The following is a 15,281-nucleotide window of genomic DNA, read 5'->3' on the forward strand; positions in this document are numbered from 1 at the left end:
ATGACAACTAAAACAAATAAAAAACTGAATCAGTTAAACAAAACAATGATTGGGGTAGTGGTAGCCTTAGGTCTTGGAACCACGATGGCGAGTTCTGTAACACAGGCAGCTGATACCGTATCTCTAGAAGAGGCTGAAGCTATTCAGCGTAAACTAGTGACCTTGGACACCCACCTAGATACGCCCGCGCATTTGGTTAGGCCCGGGTTTGATATTATGGAACGGCATACCTATGGCCACGACTTTTCGCAAGTTGATGTACCGCGTATGCAAGAAGGAGCGTTAGACGGTGGCTTTTGGGTGCTCTACACCCCGCAAGGGCCGCTAACGACAGAAGGTTATCAACAAAGCCGTGATACCGCTTTACTACGGGCGCTTGCTGTTCGCACCATGGTTACCGAACATCCCGAAACCTTTGCATTAGCACTAGAGCCCGATGACGCTAGTGAGATCAAAAAAGCCGGCAAATATATTGTCTATATGAGTATGGAAAATTCCTATCCCCTCGGGACGGATATGAGCCTACTTGAAACATTTTTTAAGTTTGGGCTACGCATGGCGGGGCCGGTACATTTCAAAAACAATCAGCTTGGTGATAGCTCTACCGATCCCGAAGGGGTAAAGTGGGGTGGGCTCTCGCCGTTAGGTGAAACCTTTGTGAGTGAGGCAAATAGATTAGGGATTGTGCTGGACGGCTCACATGCCCATGATGAAACGGTGAAAGACATGATTAAATTGTCCAAAACACCGATTATTTTGTCTCACACTGGTGTGAAAGCGATTTACGATCATCCCCGAAACATTGACGACGACTTGCTCAAACAGCTTGCTGAGTCGGGCGGTGTCATTCAAATGAATGCTTACAGCGACTACCTTACTGCATTGCCTGAAAATCCTAAGCGTAAAGAAGCTTATAAGGGGTTAATGGCAATGGTTAAACAAGGTGTTGACCATGAAAGTTTATTAGAAAAACGCAGGGAAATAGAGCATGAGCACCCCGCGGTTAAAGCGTCGTTTGATGTGTACATGAAACACTTTTTACATGCGTTAGAGGTAGTAGGCCCCAAGCACGTAGGTATTGGCGCTGACTGGGATGGCGGCGGCGGTGTAGACGACATGATGGATGTGGTTAATTTACCCATGATTACACAACGATTGTTGGAAGAGGGCTATACCGAAGAAGACCTAGTAGATATTTGGAGTGGTAATGCGTTACGGCTACTTCAACAAGCCCAAGACTATGCTGCCAGTTTGAAATCAGCGAGCAAATAGTTACACTGAATTGAAAACGTGCCCTATTCATTTGGTGAGTAGGGCGTTTTTTTATCTTTAAATAACAGCTTGGAGTTTGCATGAAATCGTTACCCCTTTTAGCGTCAACAGTCGCCGTTGTATCAGCTTTATCCACTCCTTTGTTTGCCCATGCGGGCAGTGATGATTTTGCAGCAGGCCCCGTATTTGATAACTATGGCAAGCATGCGCCTGTGCCAGGCGTGAGTGTGTCGCCTCAGCAACAATTTAAAGTCGCCTTCGACGTGGCTAAAGGAGCAGATGCGGGCAAGGTAAACCGCAAATTTGATTCACTTGCTCGTTTTATTAATATGCATGTCGCCAACGGCGCTAAGCTTGAAAATGTTCAACTAGCGTTAGTGGTGCACGGATCAGCTACCCTAGATGTTATTAATAACGCGGCCTATCAAAAGCGAAAAGGTGAAGATAACGGTAATTTAAGTTTATTGCGTGAACTTATGGATAAAGGCGTGCGAGTAATTGTGTGCGGCCAATCTTCGGCAGCTAATGATGTGCAAAGTGAGATGTTAATAGAGGGCGTTGAAATGGACTTATCTGCAATGACAGCCCATGCCCGCTTGAGTGAACAGGGTTTCAGTACCAACCCGTTTTAATCTTTAGCACAGCTGAGCACTCCTTTTTTAATAATATCTAGAAAAGGCGTGTTAGCAGGTAGCGTTCCATAAGCTAAACCTTGCTGATTGCCTAACCTTGCTTCACAAAAAGTGTTCGCCATTACGCTATCGGTACCATTTATTAACAAGGCGGCTTGCATGGCAAGGGCGGTTTGCTCTGTAATTAATCGGCTGCGAATTTCTAGGTTGGTAACATCCTCGAATGAATCTAAAAGACGTTGAAAGTGCGTGTCGTAGAAAGCATTTTTCCCTTTTGCACTATGCAATAAATTAAAAAGCGCCGCTTTAGATTCTGGCTCTTTGTGCAAGGCGCGAAGCACATCTAAGCATTGTACATTACCACTACCTTCCCAAATTGAATTAAGCGGGGCTTGGCGATATAACCTAGGCAAAATATTTTCTTCCACATAACCAACTCCCCCCAAGCATTCCTGGGCTTCGTTAATAAATGCAGGCGTGCGCTTACATATCCAGTATTTACCAATCGCCGTAGCGATACGTGCCAGTGCGGCTTCTTTCGGATTGGTTTTACTTGCATCAACGGCGCGGGCCACCCGCATGGTAAGTGCCAGTGATGCGGCACATTCAAGCGTAAGGTCGGCGATGACATTTTGCATTAACGGCTGGTCAATAAGTGTTGCACCAAAAGCTTCTCGGTGACTAACATGATGATAGGCTTGCACTAACGCTTGCCTCATAGAGGCCGAAGAGCCAATCATACAATCGAGGCGAGTAAGCGACACCATGTCTATGATTACGCGCACACCACGACCTTCATCACCTATTAAGTAAGCAGTAGCTCCCTGAAACTCAACTTCTGATGAGGCATTGCTCCAGTCCCCCAGTTTGTCTTTCAAACGTTGTATACGTACTTCGTTTAAGGTGCCATTAGGCATAACTCTAGGTAATAAAAAGCACCCTAGGCCGGCGTCAGTTTGCGCTAGTATTAGGTGCCCATCACACATAGGGGCAGAAAAGAAGAACTTGTGCCCCACAATGCGGTAGCTGCCATCTTGTTGCTTTGTGGCAGTGGTCGTGTTGCGACGAACATCGGAGCCCCCTTGTTTTTCGGTCATCCCCATACCGATAGACAGTCCATTCTTGTGCTCTGCTGGTAAGGTGCGCTCATCGTAGTGGCCATGCACGACCTTATTTACCCAATAATCTGGTAAGCCTTTAGCCTGCCGTAGAGCAGGAATAGCAGCATGGGTCATAGTTAGGGGGCAGGTTGTGCCGGCATCGGCCTGAGAGTGCATGAAAATTAACGCTGCTCTTACGACATGCGCGCCTTGCTGACCTTCATGCTGCCACGAATAATTGTGTACGTTACCCTGCATGGCCACGTTCATAAGCGCGTGGTAGCTTGGATGAAACGCCACATCATCAATTCTGCGACCATAACGGTCGAAAGGATGAAACTCGGGTCTATTTTTATTGGCAAGTTCGCCGTGCTCCATTAGTCGAAAACCTGCGACTTGCCCAAAGGCACTTAGCTGAGTTTCTATTTCATCGTATGGTTGATGGTTTAGGTTAGTGTTTGGCGACGTTACATTAGCCATTACAGCGTGCTTAAGCAGGGTGTCATTCTGCCACAAGTTATACGCGGGCAAAGGGGGTGGTTGATTCTCAACAACATGGGTATTGAACAACGTAGGTGCAGACATAGTAAACTCGCCTTGAAATTTTATTAAACATTACTCTTTTCATCTTTTTGTGTCAAACGGTGTAATTTTGATCGGGTAGTTATATTGAAGAATTTGTTTGAGCGGCTTTATTTAATACGTGTTATTTAAGTGCGTATGTTCAGGTACATATGGCCAAGTAAGAGGGCGGAAAAAGGATATACTTTGTAAATGCAGGGCATTTAGGTAAAGTGCTCACTTGATGTCGTTTTAATTACTAATAGATTGGTAAAGCAATATGTTACCCGAAAAACCTACCGATAAACCCGTAGCCCGCCACTTGCTGATGAAGCTACTTGGTTCACGCCCCGGTATAAAAATGGATGCAGCCAGCGCCGTGCGGGTAGGAGCCTTGTTTGGTATTTCGGAAAATAACATTCGAGTTACCCTTACTCGTCTGCAATCGGCAAAGTTGCTTAAGCTGGTGGAGCGTGGCTATTACCAATTAGGCAAAGAAGGCGAGCAATTTGCTGGGGAGATCAGTAACTGGCATACCGCAGAGTCTAGATTATGTGAATGGCGTGGAGACTGGCTTACCGTGCTGACTACCGCATTAGCAAAAAGTGATCGCAAGGCTACACGGGCACAAGACAGGGCACTTAAACTAATGGGTTTAAAAAAGCTCTCAGCGGACTTTTATGTTAGGCCGAATAATCTTAACGACACGGTAGGTACGACACGAGAGCGTTTGTACCGATTGGGGTTAGATAAAAGCGCTGTGGTGTTTAACGCATCAGACTTCGCAGAGGCGACAGAAAAAAAGGCTGCAGGGTTATGGCAAACCAAAAGCCTTGAAGCTAGCTATGAAGAAGGGTTAATTGAACTCGCGAGGTCGCGTAAGCGTATAGAAGGCCTGACACTAGATGATGCAGCAAAGGAATATTATCTCGTTGGCGATAATGCCCTAAAACGATTGGTCTTCGACCCACTGCTGCCAGCGCCTTTGGTAAATGTTGACCTTCGTAAAGCATTCCGCGCAAAAGTCGAAGAGTACGATAAAGCTGGCGCTGAAGTCTGGTATGCATTTTTAAATATAAATAAGTGAGGAAAGAGGTATGAGCACGGAGGTGCTTGCCTGAAGCTATCTTTGTGGCACACTGTCATTGGAAATACCGAAAAACGGTTGCATAGATACGCACAGATTTTCCAACTTAAATACGTGACATGGAATAAGTAGTATGACGTCAAACCGCCCCCTGTTTAAACATATTCGGAACCACACCGCGCTTTTCAGTGAATTGTCGCGTTATCGTAACATCGCGGTGCAGGGCTTAGGCCTTTCTCAGTACGAATTTCACAAGACCCCCAAGTTTGTCGCAGAAGATGGAAGCCGGCTTACCATTGAGCCGGAGCGAAGTATTGTATTACCTAATGTAGAGCAACTTAAGGGCGTAAAGAGTAAACTTGAAAAAGCCATACCTACACTCACGATGGTTGAACATAGCGAGATTGGTTATCGCTATCCTACCGCAGCCTTAGCAGGGTTAGACGCCCCATTTATCAAGCGAATGCGCTCTGAGTATTTTCATAAAGTTGATGAAGATCGCAGTATTTGCCGGCCTGTAAACTTATCGTACGGTATTAAAAGCCGTGGGAAAGCAGATAATCGCCAAGAGTATGAAGTGTGGATGCCTGATGAGGCACCAGAACAAAATCCTTTACCACTATTAATTGATCTCTATGGTGAAGACTTGCCCAACGATGTGCGTCACTTTGTAGAACAACCTTCGAAAGTGCACGGCTGGATGGGGGTAAAGCGGGCGGCATTTGAAGCCTTGTATCAAAATAAATCACTATGTGGCGATCTTGTGATTTGTGTTGCCATGAGCGTAGACGCATACAATATTGGTGCGCGCCCTGACTTGTCGTTTTCGCCAGAAGCAGAGAGCAGTATAGCGGCCAGTAACGCCGAACTAGAGTGGGAAATAGAGGGCTACTATGCGCCACGTGACTGGGAGTTCGATCACGACATGGTGTGGTCGGCAATTAACCACACACTCGCCGCTATTAATGCACCTTTAACTGATTTATACGGTAGTATCATTTTGCCTGTTGTAGAAAGCAAAACAGAACGTATTTTGTCTACGCTTAAAAGCTTAGGCGTTCAACAGGACGAGATTGATGATATGAACCTACAACCTTGGGAGTTTATGCTTAATGAAAGTTCCCATAGGGTTAAATCTCACGATCCATCCAGGCCCGTTAATCTTTTAGGAAGGCTAAACCGTTTGTTCTACCAGCAAGACCGAAAACTTCCTTCTCTAAATTGGATGCACGATTTAATTACGTAGTAGTGAAAGTATAAAAGCCGTTTCGGCTATTTACTTAATCATTGATGCCTACCGCACAGTCGGTGGGCAATGTTGTCGCAAAACCCTCATTACTTTTCTGACGCAAATTTGTAAATACATACCCACCCTCGCACCACATAGATTAGCTCGTTTGATCGCTTAAGCACTTTAATAACTTCAAATATCTATCTTTAACCTGCTGAATATAGCCGTATCCAATATTAGATAACAATAATGTACGTTACATATATTCGCATTTTGTAACAACGATTGTTAAAAAGGTTAATTTTTGTAAAAAACTTACAGAATTGATGTGAAAAGTACGGTTTTTTGGTCTTTTATGTAATTAAATTACGAAATGGGCTTTCTTTTACGTAATTTTTGGTCATAATATACGCGTTGCTTAAGAAAACTCTAATTTTGTTACACAATAGGAATTACATTATGAAACTGTCAACTTTCGCCATTGCTTTAATCTCTTCAGTAGCGTCTTTAAATGCTTTTGCTCAAGACGTTCGTTTAAACCCAGTTAATCAAAACATTGAAACGCAAGCTTGCTACACAGCTGCGACAGAAGGCTATAGAGCAGCAAAGCGCTTAATTCGTGACAACGGATTAAATGTTGCGTCTTTCAGTGCATCATTGCTTTGTAATGACGTAAGCTTAAGAAAGTTTGCTGATTTATACAGCAATAAAACTACCAGTGAAACTAAAGGTATCGCGCTTGTTGCTAAGAACGAAGATATCGCTTCAAAAGCATGTCTAGATGCCGTTTCAATCGGTACAGAAAAAGCACTAGCTAAGTATGGCTTAGAAGGCGAAACCATTATTTGTAACCACAAAGAAATGTCAGCCTTTGCTCGTGCATACAGCACAGAATCAGTAGTTGTACGTCCATTCTCTGAATAGGACAGCCACACTGATTTAACGTTTGTTCACAGTTTCATGGCCCACTCGGCAACTGGGTGGGCCAGTAACTTATTTTAATCACTGCGCCTTCTGGTGTGAAATAATACCTCTCAAAAGCCCCCTTCTCTTAAACACTAAACCAAACAACCCATTCATTACTGATTAAAAAACGACAACGCTAACTTTCCACAAATGGGTACTAGCCTCAACGGTTTAACTTTTACTTTCTTTTATCTATTCATTTTTCCATCAACAATCTCCATTGAATATGCACATTGTGCACCCAAGCCCCGTGCTATTTTACTGACTATTCACGTTCCTTACGTTTGTTTGCAATATGCGTAAACGTTCGAGTACCGCTGCAGTAAATACCAATAGAGAGAATCATTATGTCGAAAAGTCACTACGCACTAGCTGCATTATTTTGTGTAAGCATTCTGTCGGTATTAGCAGGGTGCGGAGGGGGATCATCTACCGATGAAACCGTAAGCAGCGACACCAGTGTGGATACGGGCACTGGCACAGACTCGGGTAGCGACGGTGATTCGAGTGCAACCACATGCGACTCACCCATGACCGAGCTTTCAAGTGCTTATCTTGAATTTGTTGCGGCGCCTAATGTCACCATTGTGTTGTCTGAAGATGGATGTACGGTCTCGCTAGAGTCGGCAGGCAAACCCGATCACACTTCGTCATACTGGGATTCAGGCAATGCCAGCGGCTTATATGTTGAGCCTGAAGATGAGACCTTATTCAATCAAAAGCGCTCACCGGGTGACATTGAAGATTACATTAATGATTTTGATTTAACTGTACCGGTATCGCCAGAGCTTGCTGCGACGTCATCAGCCACGCCGTTAGGTGCTATTGGCATAGCGCTCAGCGGGGCACCGATTTTCAATGATTCAGAGGGGACGGGAGATGTATCGCTGGGCGTAATACAAGGTTTCGATAGAAATGGTGCGCACACGGGGCCGCAAACCTACCACTATCATCTAGAGCCACAAGCTATCTCTTATGATGATGATTCGCTTGTAGGTATTATGGCAGACGGATTTTTCATTTTTGGAAGACGCTGCTATTCAACCGTAGGCTACCCCACCGACTTGGATGAGTCCAACGGCCACACGTCAATTACCCTTTATACCGGTGGTTCAGAAGAAGATGCTGAATATCACTATCACGTATCGACTGAACAATACCTAAACGGTGAGTACTACCTTATTTTCCCGGGTAACTTTCAAGGTACGCCGAGTGATATTAACTAAATCAATAACCTGTAAGTTGTTGATGTTCTGTGCACTTTGGCTAGCAACAACTTACGCGTCGGTAGCCTACAGTTCTAGACCACCATTAGTGGTGTATCAAAGTGACATATCTTTGAATAAGCAAGGTGTTCGGATTTACAAGAGTACGCCTTTCACCGGTAAAGTGGTGAGTTATCACCCCACAGGAAAACTGGCTACAGAAGACGAATTTATAGAAGGACGCCGAGCTGGAGTCGCCAGAAAGTGGTTTTCCAACGGCATTTTAGGCTACGAGTCGTTTTATACATCTGGTGCGCGAGATGGACGTACACAAACCTGGTGGGTTAACGGTAATCTTCGCTCGGCATTCGTGTATGAAAACGGCAAAGTCGAAGGGGAGGGATGGCGTTGGTACAGAAATGGCGCCAAGTTTAAGAAATTTAACTACCACGAAGGGCAGACAACAGGCTTGCAGCAAGCGTGGCGTAAAAACGGCACCTTATACTCTAATTTTGAATACAAAAATGGGCGGATTTATGGGCTTAGAAAAGCGAACAATTGTGTGGGGCTTGAGGATGAAGTTATCTCTGTTGACTACTACCAAAATCAAGCAAATCTTAGTTTGTAGCACTTTGCTTTTATTGGGTAATGCGTTTGCTTCATTTGCATATGGCACCGCCGAGTTACCCTATTACAACAGTAAAGAATTTACACCGCACTGGATTGAAAGCGGTAGTGAAGCGCTTAATGGTTTTCACCAAATACCGCCGTTTAGTTTTACTAATCAAGACGGTGAAGAGGTCAGCGAAAAAGATTTCGATAATAAAATTTACGTGGCTGGTTTTTTCTTTAGCACTTGCCCTGGTATTTGCCCCATGATCCGCTCTAAGTTAGCGAAGGTACAAGAAGCATTTATTGATGACGATAACGTAAAAATTCTTCAGCACTCGATTAGGCCGCATACCGATACGGTAGAATTGCTAAAAGCTTATGCGGATAAAAATGGGATTGTGAGCGGTAAGTGGTATTTGGCGACAGGAGAGCGAGATGCTATTTATTCATTAGCAAAAAGCGCGTACTTCGCTAGCGACGATCTGGGAAATTTGCAAAATACAGAAGATTTTTTGCATACGGAAAGCCTGCTATTGATAGATCAGAATCGCCATATTCGCGGCATATACAACGGGCTTAATAGTGCTTCTGTCGATTATTTGATAGCGGATATTAAGGTGCTGAACGCTCAGTTAACGTTTAGCATTCCGACTGAATAATAGGCCTAATTATCAGGTTTAGCGCGTTTATCGGTGGAAAGATAACGGTAAATAAACGCGCCGTTAGCACTTGCGGCTACTCCCCTGGTGAAATGAGATGCAGTACATTTTGTCTGCCGTCGAGATACTTAACTTTTTCGCCATCAAAAAATGCATCTTCCTCCAACATGATGCGAATGTCCTTCCCCCATTCTGGAATATAGGTTGCGGCATTGAGCTCAATGGAATAAACCGTGTTTGGATACATGGGATAGTCGCCCTGTATGGGAACACCTTCTTGGGCATCCCACATCCCAATAGTTGGTCCTGCTGCATGGCCATGGAAGCCAAGGGGATGAGTATAAATGGAGGGTGTAAGCCCTTCTTCAATGGCTTGTTCTCGAGACATTTGCAAAATCTCGTTGCCAGTACGTCCCACTTTAAAATTGCTAGTAAGAATATCTTGCAAACGGTTACCTGCAGCAAAGGCCTTCATTATGCTTTCAGGAGGGGCGGTTTCGCCAGCTTTTAACACATAGGCGTGTTGCTGTTGATCGGTATTTAAACGCAAGTAAGTAATGCCAAAATCAACATGAATAAGGTCGCCAGGCTGAATTATGTTATCACCCGAGCGCTTACTAAATGCTTTTATTTGATCAAATTTTTCTTTGTCAGCACGTTGGATAGACACTGAGGGATGAAACCAGTTTTCTAACCCCAATGCTTTGCTTTGGTCTCGCAGCCACCAAATAACATCGTCAGTGGTGGTGGTTCCAGGGGTAATGACGTCGTTTGAAAAAGCCGTACCAATAAGCTTGTGGCCAATTTGAGTCAGGGTTGGGTAGTGTTGCATTTCAAGCTTACTACGGGTTTCTAGCCAAGCAATGGCAAGTTTTTCACCTGATACCACACGGTCTTTAAATGTAGGAGAGAGGGCGGCCAAGAACTTGCGGTTTTCAGTGCTACTCATACCATCAGCAAGCGCAAATGCATCTGAAACATTCACTGCAATTCGTTTAGGGTTGCGCGCCTCTATAACGTCGGCAAGTGCTTTGTACTGATTAGGCTGAGCTTCTTTGTCCCATGCTTTTTCGAATAAATCGGCCACTGCATACCGCGCTACGGCCAAACGTTCAAGAGGCTTTCCTTCGCCAGGGTTATAAATGACTAACATGGTATGCCTGCGGGCCGACAACCATGTTGATGGCAGCATGGTTTTAATCACGGGATCTTCATTGTATTCCCGCGACATAATTACCCACATATCAATATTGGTACGCTGCATAAGGCTGGGTAAAACCTGCTCGAATCGTTGCACTAGTATTTCATCGACCAGCGCGCTCCTAGCCTGCATATCCATGACATCTTTGGCCATACATTGCACACTCACCAACAACAAAACAAGCGTATAAACTGGTCTCATTCCCTTTCCTTATTTGTTTGAATTATAAGCATGTAATCATTAAAACTATCATAAGCTGTTTAGCTTAAGCAACGATGGCTACAATGAAGTAGAGGAAAGAATAGCGTGACTCGCTGTAGCGATCATAGGTCTGCTAGAAGCTACATATAGGCTGGGTTTATAGTGAGTATAAGCGGCTCGATAGGCGCGCATCTCCACTGGTATTGATACGGATCAATACATTAAACTGAAATTCCTTGTTTACTTTACATTAACACGTTGGGCATGTTGTAGAATTTTTTGAATTCAATGTCGGCAATTTTCCTTTAATAGATAAATTAAATTGTGATTGCAGTTTAATCATCATCGATTTAGGTATCACCCTAGCCGGAGACAGTTATGAATGCAGAGATTGATTTGCAGCAAATAATAGAAAATACCATGGTGTTAGTGCTAGCTGGAGGGCAAGGCTCTCGATTAAAAGCGCTTACAGAAACACGGGCTAAACCGGTACTAGAGTTTGGCAGTCACTGTCGGATCATCGATTTTCCCCTTTCAAACTGTGTTAATTCCGGCCTAAATCGAATTGCGGTACTCACTCAATATAAGTCTCAATGTTTAATTCGCCATTTGATGCAACATTGGGGCACGTTGAACAACAGTTTTGGGGGGCGATTAGATATTCTTCCTGCCTCCCAGCAACAGTCTGAAAGCTGGTACCAAGGTACTGCAGATGCGTGTTTTCAGAATATTGACTATATCAAATCCAGAGCGCCTAAATATGTGATGATCTTATCGGGGGATCACGTATATCAAATGGATTATCGCAAACTGCTGGCAGAACATGTGAAAAATGGCGCTGAAATGACAGTATCTTGTATAGAAGTGCCTACTAAGAATGCGGCAAATCAGCTGGGAGTGTTAAGTGCTGATAGCAAAGGTCAGGTAACCGCTTTCGACGAAAAACCAAGTAAACCTCATCCATTGTTAGATGCTCCTGAGTATTGTTTGGCCTCAATGGGCAATTATGTAGTGAATGCTGATGTGCTCTATCGGCTACTTAAAGCAGATGCTAAAACATTGGGATCAGATCACGATTTCGGTAAAAACGTGATCCCCAATATTATTGAACACCACAAAGTGTTTGCGCATCGATTCAGAGGCGCTGATGGTTGCCAAATTCCCTATTGGCGCGATGTAGGTACCATTGATAGTTACTGGCGGGCTCATATGGATTTGCTGAACAACAGCGATGTGTTGAATTTAGCCGACCCCTCTTGGCCCATATGGGGAAGTACCTTGTCTAGCGCGCCAACTCAAATCCGGGGTGGGGCGCAAAAAGGCCAGTGCGATCTCAATCAGATTTTGATTGGCACCGGTTGCCAATTAACTAATTGCCGTATCCATCACACTGTTTTGTCATCCAATTGCGCAATCGGTGATGGCGCATCACTTCAAGGGTGTGTATTGCTGCCTGATGTGACTATCGAGGCCGGAGCCAAATTAAAAAACGTTATCGTCGATAAAGGCGTGACAATCCCTGCTAATTTGTCTATTGATGATACTAATATTGCCAAGCACTTCGGCTTTTCAGTAAGCGAGAAGGGAGTGACGTTAATCACTCAGCAAGTCATTGATAGTTTTGCCGACGTGGAAATATATTTTGACGTACCGCAAAAATCGACGAGTGTAAGCCCAATTAGACCAATACATTCAGAGCTGTCGACTCGAAACATCGCCCGTACTCATGTTTCCACCGCGCTGAACGACCGTTAATATAAAAGCATACTTAACGAGCAAAAAATAGGCGCTTAGTGCGCCTATTTTCATTATAACGTGTGCTTGTCTCAGCGTTTTTACCGTTGATTGTGCATAGCGTGAACTACAAGCTAAAAAGATAAGGCCAGTAGAGGCTTAATCAATTAGCGGCTCATCGTCATCTTCCTCTTCCTGCTTCTCGTATTTCTCTTCCTCTACCGGTATCACTTCCTCAGAAGAATAATAAACGCTGACAGGTGCAGAATAGTTTGGCACGTCGTCGTAGGCAAATACCGAGTAATACTTCTCAACATTCGGGTTACCGAAGTTGTCATAGGTATACTCATCTGAGCCTGCATAAAGCTTAACGCCATCAAGAGGAGAGCGCGGCGAGTGGAAGCGGTTTCTAACCACAAACGCGCCCACTAAATCGGCATGCTTCGGGTTGCTCCAACTTAGCTTAACCTGACGATTTTCTAAGGTTACGCTTAAGTTAGCTGGTGCCGGTAGAGGTTCTTTACGACGCTCAATGTACTTAATCACCAATTTACACACTTGATTACTGTGTAAGTCATGCCAATTGACCAGCATGTTCTTTTCAGCGCTTGAAGATGTTGAACGAACCACGAAATGAAAAGGCGCATGTTTCGCATGCATTTCTTCTAATGCTTCTCGGCAGTAGCTGTCAAAAATAAAGTTGTGCGAGTTTTTGTCTTTAAGTTGAGCGTTACTCACTTCATAACCAATAAACTCTTTTTTCTCTCTATTTTTCACGCTTTGGTAGTCAAGATCTTCAAGACCCGCTAATTCAATGGTGAAACGAATATCTTGAGATGTAGGCAAGGCATTGTCGTTGCTCATCGTTAAGTAGGCTTCGGTGATCACGGTTTTCTTAGGATCAGGCAAGTTTTCGGTTAAGAAGGTCATTTGCCCGTACACCACATCGCCGTTTTCATCAAAACCAGACTGCAGTTCATTTTGATTCACTTGTGCTTTCGATACCGTGCTAAGTGATGATGGGGTTAGCTCTACCTGTTTGCTTGGAAGCGTATAAATAACTTCCAAGTTAGGGCGGTAATGAATACCTGAACCAAACTTTCCGTACCCAATATCAAACTGCATCATTTGCGAGTCTGCGCCAAGAGGCAGTTTTCTAGGACCTTCAACGCGAAGCAACAAGGTACCGTTCTTAATAGATTTGCGAATAATGCGACGCTCAGCCACATTTAAATCCCAATGAGACCAAATACCTTGAGTTAGTTTATCTGAGCGAATCTCATCGCCAAGCGTTTGAATAGGCTTAGCTTGGTGAATTTGATTGAAATCGGTGATGTCAGATATTTCTGATGGGTCGAGAATTGACACTGTCCATTCGCCAAAATTTTCTACTTTGGCGTTAACGCGGTTCATCGGGTACAAAGAGAAACTCGCATTCTTAATACGGGCTTCTTCAGGTAAGTTTTCCATATTAAATGCAATTACCCCGTAACAGATACCACGGCGTTTATTCACACCTACAAACAAGGAGTTGTAGCCGAAATGGTCGCGGTTTTTCTCGAGAGTATATTGGCCTACATAACCAATACCGCGCTTCGATGGGAATAAACCTCTGAAATATTCATCTTCAGATAATTGGGTCTTAAGCTTAATTTCAGGGCTAAACGGCGATTTGGTATCAGTGACCTTATTAACTGCACGTATATTGTAGAAATATTTCTGACCACTTTTAAGCTGTACGTCGGTGAACGAGTGTTTGCCAATAATCGCGATAAGGTTATCTTCACGGCAAGGGCTTTTCACTGTTTCAGAGCGATACAGTTCAAAATAAATATCATCAGATTCTGGATAATCCCAGCATAGAGTCGCTTCGTAAACGCCCACTGATTCAATAGTGAAATTATCTACCCGAGCGGGTGCTTCATTAGAGTAGTTTTTCGCTTCTGATAAGGCGTAAAGCACGGCAGGTACATTCTCGTCTACACTTTGCGACATATTCGTCATGTAATCTGGAATGTTGCGAGTGCCCACTTCTACCACAGCTGAGATAATACCTAACGAGTAGTAATATTCTCGGCCACTACCGTTAATCAAGTTTGTAGGTGGCTTGCCACGGTGAATACCGTATTGGCGACCCGTTACCTTATGGATTTCACGGTTCATATTGGCGCACAATACGTTTAAGTCGGTACCTTCAATTTCAGACTCGTGATTAAACTTATGGGCAGGGAAAAACACATTACCTTGGGAGTGGTAATCTAGGGCAATAGTTATGTTTTTATGATCCAGCACGAAATCGCGAATGGCAGCAGTTTCTGGTTCAGAGAACGCGGCTGGGCCTGAGTAGGTGTTTACCGTAGTATCAGCAGAGCGCTTAAAGCGAACACCAAAGTTACGGTTCAAATCAACACCAAAAGTGCCATCGCCATTATCTCTTCTATTCTTTCGCCAGAAAGAAAAGTGGGTGCGTGAATATTCAAAACCGTCAGGGTTCAAACACGGCACCATGTAAAGCGTATTTCGGCCTAATGCTTGTTGAATAGATGGGTTATGGTCAATGTTGGTTAGCACATAATCAATAAATTTTATGGCTAACTCGTTACCAATCCATTCTCGAGCGTGGATAGTGCCGGTAAATAATAGCGCGGGTTTGCTGTCTGCGGTTTCAATGTTAGCAGATACGGTAGCCATCATAATTGGTCTACCTTCCCATGTGGTTCCGATACTATGCACTCGAATAAGCTCGGGGTATTTTTCCTGAGCCCGTTCCAAAAACGCCATTGTTTCTTGATACGAGGTATATTGTTTTTTCATTGTTTC

The 15,281-nt window shown here is 44.1% G+C and carries 12 protein-coding genes; 9 read left to right on the plus strand and 3 right to left on the minus strand.

Annotated features, from left to right (window positions below; genetic code table 11):
• Positions 1 to 1,272, plus strand: a complete 1,272-nt coding sequence (locus JKP82_RS03715) for a dipeptidase (protein ID WP_218395928.1) — start codon at positions 1 to 3, stop codon at positions 1,270 to 1,272.
• Between the two features lie 80 nt (positions 1,273 to 1,352).
• Positions 1,353 to 1,904 carry a DsrE family protein gene (locus tag JKP82_RS03720; protein WP_232370659.1) on the plus strand — a complete coding sequence of 184 codons (552 nt, stop codon included), beginning with the start codon at positions 1,353 to 1,355 and terminating at the stop codon, positions 1,902 to 1,904.
• Here JKP82_RS03720 and JKP82_RS03725 read toward each other — a convergent pair.
• Entirely contained in the window at positions 1,901 to 3,589 is a 1,689-nt protein-coding gene (locus JKP82_RS03725) for an isovaleryl-CoA dehydrogenase (protein ID WP_218395930.1), read from the minus strand. The genes JKP82_RS03720 and JKP82_RS03725 overlap by 4 nt on opposite strands.
• A gap of 256 nt (positions 3,590 to 3,845) precedes the next feature.
• Here JKP82_RS03725 and JKP82_RS03730 point away from each other — a divergent pair, with 256 nt between their 5' ends.
• From JKP82_RS03730 to JKP82_RS03755, 6 genes are all read left to right on the plus strand, one after another.
• Positions 3,846 to 4,652 carry a PaaX family transcriptional regulator gene (locus JKP82_RS03730; protein WP_159532383.1) on the plus strand — a complete coding sequence of 269 codons (807 nt, stop codon included), beginning with the start codon at positions 3,846 to 3,848 and terminating at the stop codon, positions 4,650 to 4,652.
• 133 nt (positions 4,653 to 4,785) lie between these two features.
• A complete protein-coding gene (locus JKP82_RS03735) occupies positions 4,786 to 5,898 on the plus strand; it encodes a hypothetical protein (RefSeq protein WP_218395932.1) in 1,113 nt (370 codons plus the stop codon).
• Positions 5,899 to 6,342: 444 nt separating this feature from the next.
• On the plus strand, positions 6,343 to 6,807 hold the full coding sequence (locus tag JKP82_RS03740; protein WP_159532379.1) for a DUF3718 domain-containing protein: 465 nt from the start codon (positions 6,343 to 6,345) through the stop codon (positions 6,805 to 6,807).
• Between the two features lie 389 nt (positions 6,808 to 7,196).
• Positions 7,197 to 8,075, plus strand: coding sequence for a YHYH protein (locus JKP82_RS03745; protein ID WP_218395934.1), 879 nt, complete (start codon positions 7,197 to 7,199; stop codon positions 8,073 to 8,075).
• Positions 8,062 to 8,682: a toxin-antitoxin system YwqK family antitoxin gene (locus JKP82_RS03750; protein WP_218395936.1), complete on the plus strand. Its 621-nt coding sequence runs from the start codon at positions 8,062 to 8,064 to the stop codon at positions 8,680 to 8,682. The genes JKP82_RS03745 and JKP82_RS03750 overlap by 14 nt, the downstream gene beginning before the upstream one ends.
• Entirely contained in the window at positions 8,630 to 9,325 is a 696-nt protein-coding gene (locus JKP82_RS03755) for an SCO family protein (protein ID WP_159532373.1), read from the plus strand. Before JKP82_RS03750 ends, JKP82_RS03755 begins: the two co-directional genes overlap by 53 nt.
• A gap of 76 nt (positions 9,326 to 9,401) precedes the next feature.
• Here the strand turns inward: JKP82_RS03755 and JKP82_RS03760 are convergent, their stop codons facing one another.
• Positions 9,402 to 10,727 (minus strand): M24 family metallopeptidase, encoded by a 1,326-nt coding sequence (locus tag JKP82_RS03760; RefSeq protein ID WP_218395938.1) that lies wholly within the window; start codon positions 10,725 to 10,727, stop codon positions 9,402 to 9,404.
• 378 nt (positions 10,728 to 11,105) lie between these two features.
• On the opposite strand from JKP82_RS03760, the gene glgC reads away from it, so the two are divergent.
• Entirely contained in the window at positions 11,106 to 12,482 is a 1,377-nt protein-coding gene (glgC, locus tag JKP82_RS03765) for a glucose-1-phosphate adenylyltransferase (protein ID WP_218395940.1), read from the plus strand.
• Positions 12,483 to 12,620: 138 nt separating this feature from the next.
• Here the strand turns inward: glgC and JKP82_RS03770 are convergent, their stop codons facing one another.
• The gene (locus JKP82_RS03770; RefSeq protein WP_218395942.1) at positions 12,621 to 15,275 is read right to left on the minus strand and encodes a M14 family metallopeptidase; all 2,655 of its coding nucleotides are present in this window, start codon (positions 15,273 to 15,275) and stop codon (positions 12,621 to 12,623) included.
• Positions 15,276 to 15,281 lie beyond the last annotated feature (6 nt).

It is taken from the genome of Alteromonas lipotrueae, from assembly GCF_019249215.1.
In the GTDB taxonomy this organism is placed as follows: domain Bacteria; phylum Pseudomonadota; class Gammaproteobacteria; order Enterobacterales; family Alteromonadaceae; genus Alteromonas; species Alteromonas lipotrueae.

Bases quoted from the DNA above. Each gene is read 5' to 3' on its own strand.
- JKP82_RS03725 (WP_218395930.1), bottom strand. From the start codon at position 3,589: ATGTCTGCACCTACGTTGTTCAATACCCATGTTGTTGAGAATCAACCA.
- JKP82_RS03720 (WP_232370659.1), top strand. From the start codon at position 1,353: ATGAAATCGTTACCCCTTTTAGCGTCAACAGTCGCCGTTGTATCAGCT.
- JKP82_RS03715 (WP_218395928.1), top strand. From the start codon at position 1: ATGACAACTAAAACAAATAAAAAACTGAATCAGTTAAACAAAACAATG.
- JKP82_RS03735 (WP_218395932.1), top strand. From the start codon at position 4,786: ATGACGTCAAACCGCCCCCTGTTTAAACATATTCGGAACCACACCGCG.
- JKP82_RS03745 (WP_218395934.1), top strand. From the start codon at position 7,197: ATGTCGAAAAGTCACTACGCACTAGCTGCATTATTTTGTGTAAGCATT.
- glgC (WP_218395940.1), top strand. From the start codon at position 11,106: ATGAATGCAGAGATTGATTTGCAGCAAATAATAGAAAATACCATGGTG.
- JKP82_RS03755 (WP_159532373.1), top strand. From the start codon at position 8,630: ATGAAGTTATCTCTGTTGACTACTACCAAAATCAAGCAAATCTTAGTT.
- JKP82_RS03760 (WP_218395938.1), bottom strand. From the start codon at position 10,727: ATGAGACCAGTTTATACGCTTGTTTTGTTGTTGGTGAGTGTGCAATGT.
- JKP82_RS03730 (WP_159532383.1), top strand. From the start codon at position 3,846: ATGTTACCCGAAAAACCTACCGATAAACCCGTAGCCCGCCACTTGCTG.
- JKP82_RS03740 (WP_159532379.1), top strand. From the start codon at position 6,343: ATGAAACTGTCAACTTTCGCCATTGCTTTAATCTCTTCAGTAGCGTCT.
- JKP82_RS03770 (WP_218395942.1), bottom strand. From the start codon at position 15,275: ATGAAAAAACAATATACCTCGTATCAAGAAACAATGGCGTTTTTGGAA.